This window comes from Acrocarpospora sp. B8E8, from assembly GCF_039871605.1.
GTDB classification, from domain to species: Bacteria; Actinomycetota; Actinomycetes; order Streptosporangiales; family Streptosporangiaceae; genus Acrocarpospora; species Acrocarpospora macrocephala.
In genome coordinates this window covers 1-5,201 of sequence record NZ_JBDPLV010000158.1, presented here as the reverse complement: position 1 = coordinate 5,201, position 5,201 = coordinate 1, and the positions used below count along the sequence as shown (strand labels likewise).

The window sequence follows — 5,201 nt, the reverse complement described above, 5'->3', positions numbered from 1 at the left end:
GCGATTGGCGCGTTACGCCTGCTCAACTTCACCAACATCGCCGATGGAACCCGATGGGCACGCGACAACTTCGAACACCCACTGATCGCTCTCGGTCTCACGATGTGAGAACGCATTCAGCCCTGCTACAGCCTTATCTATGCAGGTGGGCCATGGAACCCGCGTACGTGCGGCGACTTCTCGGAATTCGAGACAGAGGAATATCGGGATGATGTTACCTGCTTCAAGGATGTCGAAGATTAATTTGTGGAAAAGACGATCGAAGCGCCACTACACGACCATGTTCACCAGCGGATACACCTCATGCCCGATCCGGACGACCGCCTACTGATCCGGATCTCTGCGCCTGCCGATAATGCCATCTCCCAGGTCATGGCCTTACAAACGGGACGGGCGTCCACCCTGTACCGCTTCAATACTTTGTCGCATAGCGGCTGAGCTGCGGTTTGACGTGATGAGGTGGCGCGGGGAGGATCGCGGTCTGTGTCTCTTCGCCTCCTATACATGATCATGATTCGGGTGTTCGGCTGGCTTGCGCTGTTGGGCCGCGGCCAGGCGTGTGCGTGCCGAAAATTGTTTCACTGGCTCTGGCCTGCGGTTTCGTCCGATGGCAGGTTCGTGATGCGACTGCCGGGCGACCGGACTCTCTGCGCACCCAGACCCCGGGTGTGCGCAGATGATCAAAGGATGTCGCTGGCCCATTTGCGCTACGGCATAACCCTCACGGTCCGATCATGCACCGTCCTCACGGTCCTCGGTCGGTCTGCCGGCTCGGTTGTGCGAGGTTAGCGCGATTCCTGGCCGGCTCCTGGTCAAGCAGAGGCGATACGCAACAGCACCTGCGAGGGATCTCTTCGATCAGTATCGTGCGCGCTCGGTCTTTGCGCCTGCCGATAATCTCATCCATGCAGTTCAAGCCGCACGTGAGTACTCGTGGACGACTCCGCCGAGCCGGTCTCGCCGACGTACGTTCAAGCCGGCCAATTGCGCTGGATCAGTGATCGGCACGCAGTGGAGCGTGCGGGGGCCAATTATTCACGCCCTCACTTCCTTGGCCGGGTTTCTGGAGGGCGTCATCGACCAGCGGTACGGTGGGGACGTAACCAGGTTGGAGGTCACCGTGTCCACCCCGCATCACGAGGGCCAGGCGCTCATCCCTCGTCCGCCGCTGACGACGGCTGCGTTGCGGGCTGCGGTGGCTCAGATCGCGCCGGCCTACCTGAGGCAGTTCGTCGAGCATCTCGATCAGGCCACGGAGCAGGCCGCACGACAGAGTACCGTCGCGCCGCTGCACGGGTTCCTGGCGCAGTGGGGGGAGTTCGTGGCGATTCACCGCTACCCCGCCAAAGCCGCTCGCCTGCGCGACCTGGAGCAGCAGGTCGCCGCCGCCACCGATCGGCAGGTGGTGACAGCGGCCATGGCCGAGATCCGGGAGATCACCGACGCCGCCCGCCGTGACGCCACCAGTGAGTGAAACCTGGGCCTGGGAGTACGACCCGGACGAACAACAGGTCGCCTCAGGGCTGCCCACACTGGTCATCGCGGAGGTCGAGCGGCTGGCCGGCCAGCTGGTGATCCTGGGGCGGGACGCGACCAACGCGGGCAGAGGTCCCCTGCACGGAGGAGGACTGCGAACGCTCGATCTGTTCGGCGGCCGCGGTTTTCTGCACTTCATCGTCGCCGAGCACTTGCATCTGGTGCTGATCGTTCGCGTCACCTGGCTGGATTGAGAAACAACTCTGCGCCTGCGAAAGCCTGTCCATGGCGAGTTCGAGACGTTCTACAACGTGTAGGTGCCGAGAATCGTGTCACTTTATGCGACCTGGGAATACTCGTGGATCAGTCCGCCGAGACGATCGTGGCGGAACCGGCAAGCCGGATGACCTGCGTGGATGACATTTTCGGCAGGCGCAATGCTCATCTACAACCAAGCCCACCTGTGAGTGGTGCTGAACGAGTACGCCCGGCACTACAACTCGCACCGGCCGCATCAATCGCTACGGCAATGCCCGCCAGAGGCTCCGTCGGACACGCCGCTGGCTGGCGACCGCCTGGATGTACGGCGAGTGCGGCGCATCCCGGTCCTCGGCGGCTTGATCAGCCAGTACGGCAACGCTGCTTGACACGGAAGAACGCCCAGCTCAAGCGCAGAATCCTAATTTCGAGCGGGACACCATCAACGTCCGCACGTCCGCACCCACCGCCAGGACCGCCGTGATCACCGCGCCGCCGATCACCCCGCCCAGGCTCCACACGCCGTGCAGGCTCCCCATGACGGGCTTGCCGAGGCTGGCCTCCACCTCGACGCCGTGCACGTTCAGCGCGATGCTGACCGCGCCCGTGGCGGCCCCGAACGGCACCACGGCGACGGCCAAAACCCCGTAGGACGGCGCGAGTGCCACCCCGCACAGCACTAACGCGCAGACCGGCGCAGCGACCCGGAGCAGCCGGCGGCTGCCCCACCGGTCGGCCGCCCGGCCGGCGATCGGCATCGTGGCGAGCGCGCCCACCGCCAGCAGGAGCAGCAGCGTGCCGATCCGGCCCGGACCGAGGTCGAGCCGCTCGTCGACCGCGGGCAGGGTCGCCACCCACAACGCGTTGAGCACGCCGGCCAGCCCGTAGAACACTGACAGCGCCACCCGGGCGCGGGAGTCCGCAGATCGCTCAGGCATCGACGCGGTGTTCGTGTGCACAGCGGCCCGCGACCGTCGTCAGGTCCCGCAGGCTCGCGAGGTCGAGGTCGGCGCCCGCGACACCGCGCACCCCCGCCACCGCCATCCCCGCGGCCTGCCCGGACCGGACGCCCGCCGTCGCGTCCTCGACCACCAGGCAGTGCCGTGCGTCGACGCCCAGGAGTTTCGCCCCCAGGAGGTAGCAGGCCGGATCGGGCTTGCCCTGGTCGATGTCATCGGCGGTCACGAGGACCGGGGGCTGCGGCAGCCGGGCGGCCTCTATCCGAGCCAGCGCCAGCGGGCGGGGGCACGAGGTCACGATGCCCCAGCGGACGCCGAGATCGTCGTAGGAGGTGAGCAGGTCGACGGCTCCCGGCATCGCCGTGACGCCGTCGAGGTCGGCCTCCTCGAGACGCAGGTTCTCCTCGGAGTCCGCGACGACTTCGGCGGGGGTCAGGCCGACGGCCAGTTCGGCGATCGTCTCGAACCCTGGTCGTCCCGGAGAGACTTTCATGATCACTTGCAGGTCGACGCCGCGTTTGACCGACCAGGCTGCCCAAGCCCTGGCTACCGCGGCGTCGGAGTCGACCAGTGTTCCGTCCAGGTCGAACAGCACTGCACAGAAGTCGCGCACGAGCACCTCGCCATACAGGGGGCAATGTTTTGTTCTAGGCAAGAGCATAATCAGGGGATGACGGCTGCCACAATGGGAGGCGTGCACGCGCCCACGACCAGCACCGAGCTGCGGCTCCACAACCTGACCCGGCTGCTGCGCGCCGTGCACGCCGGCGGCGGAGAACTCACCCGCTCCCAGCTCACCCGCGAGCTCGGGCTGGCCCGGGGCACCGCGACCGTCCTGATGAGCGAGCTGGCCGCCGCCGAGATGGTGCTGGAACGGCCGCTGGCCGACCGGGCGCGCGGACGGCCGACCCACCTGGTCGGGCCCCACCCGCGAGGGCCGATCGCGCTCGCCACCGATCTGCGGGAGGACTCCTGGTCCATCACGGCCGCCGCGCTCGGCGGCGCGTCGGAGATGCTCGAATGCCGCCACCACACCGCCGGGCTCGCCACCGACGTGCTGGCCGAACTGTCCGGCGCGCTACGGCGGCGCATGGCCGAGCTCGACGGACGGGTGGTGGGCATCGGCATCTCGGTCCCGGCCAGTGTGCGTGACGGCCGCGTCGTGGACGCGGTCCACCTGGGCTGGCACGACGTCGACCTGGTCTCCCTGCTGCGGCTCGACGGCCACCCCCTCGTCCGGCTCGGCAACGATGCCACCCTCGCGGCACTCGCCGAGGCGCGGCGGGGCGCTCTGCGCGGCGTCGGCGTCGGCCTGCACCTGCACGTCTCCCTCGGCGTCGGCGGGGCGCTCGTCGTCGAAGGACGTCCGCTGACCGGCGCGCGCGGCATGGCGGGGGAGTTCGGCCACCTGCCCCTGGCGGGCGACCCCGGCCAGGCGTGCGCCTGCGGTTCGCGCGGATGCTGGGACCTCGACGTGGGGGCCAACGCGCTGATCCGGCACCTCGACCAGGACATCCCGGTCGACCGGCGGCTCGACCACGCCGAGCGGCTGATCGCCCAGGCGGCCGGCGGCGACCCGGCGAGCGGCCGGGCGGTCGAGACGATCGCGCGGGCATTCGGCCGGGGGATCGGGGCCCTCGTCAACGCGCACGACCCCGAGGCCGTGACCCTGTCCGGTCTGGGGGCCCAGCTCTACGAGGCGGCCCCCCAGACCGTGGCGGCGGGTTGCGAGAAGGCGCTCATGGCGTTCCGGCGTCAGAGCCCGGCCCTGATCGTGTCGTCCTGCCTCGGCGCTGCGGCACCGCGCATCGGCACCGCCGAAATGGTCTTCGACGCCTTTCTCACCACGGAGGGCCTGCGAACCTGGCGCACCCACCAGATCACCAGCGCCTGACGACCTGCCCTGTACGTCTCCACGCTCCACCGGACCCTGCCGGTGTCCCACGGGCCGCCCCGCCACCGGGTGCAGCAGGCTGCCCCGCCGGCTCGGAGACCGGGGGTGCTTGGGCTGCCAGATCGGCCAGCAGCCACCACAGCGTGCCGCCTACCGCGCCACCAACCAGGATCACGGCCAGGGAGATCCACCACGCCGCCCCCGGGGAGTCCGAAGTGCCGGCGGCGGAACGAACGGGGGCACGGGCAGAGAACGGAAGGCGCGACGGCGAAAGGGGCGTGGCAACGGCATGTCCTCCATTCCAGCCGTCCGCCCAGCTGCGTGAGGTCGTCGTCACCGAACCGTCCTCATAACGCGAGCTCATAGCAGAGCGCCCGGCGCGGGCTCCGGTTCGCTGATACCAGCGATCCGGAAGCCGGCCGCGGTGAAGGGTCAGTCATCGCGTGCAGCGGGCGGCGCCACCCCGTGGCAGCTGGGGCGAAGGCCTTCAGAGTGCGTTCCGCGAGCATATGCCTGTGATGTCGCAGTGTGATCGTATGGATTTGTAGCGTTACCGCCGGTCGGTGGGCTCGGATGTGCTGGGATGGCCGGGTGACCGAGCGCAAGCCGTACCC

General features: G+C 68.5%; 6 protein-coding genes. 4 read left to right on the top strand and 2 right to left on the bottom strand.

The features are described from left to right. Positions 1-246 precede the first annotated feature (246 nt). The 3 genes from ABGB08_RS54105 to ABGB08_RS54095 all read left to right on the top strand — a co-directional run bounded on the left by ABGB08_RS54105 (position 247) and on the right by ABGB08_RS54095 (position 1,730). Positions 247-438, top strand: coding sequence for a hypothetical protein (locus ABGB08_RS54105; protein WP_347608255.1), 192 nt, complete (start codon positions 247-249; stop codon positions 436-438). A 613-nt stretch (positions 439-1,051) separates the two neighbouring features. After that, the gene (locus tag ABGB08_RS54100) at positions 1,052-1,474 is read left to right on the top strand and encodes a hypothetical protein (protein WP_347608252.1); all 423 of its coding nucleotides are present in this window, start codon (positions 1,052-1,054) and stop codon (positions 1,472-1,474) included. Then, the gene (locus ABGB08_RS54095) at positions 1,467-1,730 is read left to right on the top strand and encodes a hypothetical protein (RefSeq protein WP_347608249.1); all 264 of its coding nucleotides are present in this window, start codon (positions 1,467-1,469) and stop codon (positions 1,728-1,730) included. Before ABGB08_RS54100 ends, ABGB08_RS54095 begins: the two co-directional genes overlap by 8 nt. A gap of 411 nt (positions 1,731-2,141) precedes the next feature. Here ABGB08_RS54095 and ABGB08_RS54090 read toward each other — a convergent pair whose 3' ends face one another. Together ABGB08_RS54090 and ABGB08_RS54085 are read right to left on the bottom strand one after the other, a co-directional pair. After that, positions 2,142-2,672 carry an MFS transporter gene (locus tag ABGB08_RS54090; RefSeq protein ID WP_347608246.1) on the bottom strand — a complete coding sequence of 177 codons (531 nt, stop codon included), beginning with the start codon at positions 2,670-2,672 and terminating at the stop codon, positions 2,142-2,144. After that, positions 2,665-3,306 (bottom strand): HAD-IA family hydrolase, encoded by a 642-nt coding sequence (locus tag ABGB08_RS54085; protein WP_347608243.1) that lies wholly within the window; start codon positions 3,304-3,306, stop codon positions 2,665-2,667. The genes ABGB08_RS54090 and ABGB08_RS54085 overlap by 8 nt, the downstream gene beginning before the upstream one ends. Positions 3,307-3,363: 57 nt before the next feature. Between ABGB08_RS54085 and ABGB08_RS54080 the strand changes: the two genes are divergently transcribed. After that, positions 3,364-4,587, top strand: coding sequence for an ROK family protein (locus tag ABGB08_RS54080; protein WP_347608240.1), 1,224 nt, complete (start codon positions 3,364-3,366; stop codon positions 4,585-4,587). The last annotated feature ends 614 nt before the right edge of the window (positions 4,588-5,201 follow it).

Excerpts from the sequence above, each read along its gene's own strand:
- ABGB08_RS54090 (WP_347608246.1), bottom strand. The coding sequence starts at position 2,672 with ATGCCTGAGCGATCTGCGGACTCCCGCGCCCGGGTGGCGCTGTCAGTG.
- ABGB08_RS54080 (WP_347608240.1), top strand. The coding sequence starts at position 3,364 with ATGACGGCTGCCACAATGGGAGGCGTGCACGCGCCCACGACCAGCACC.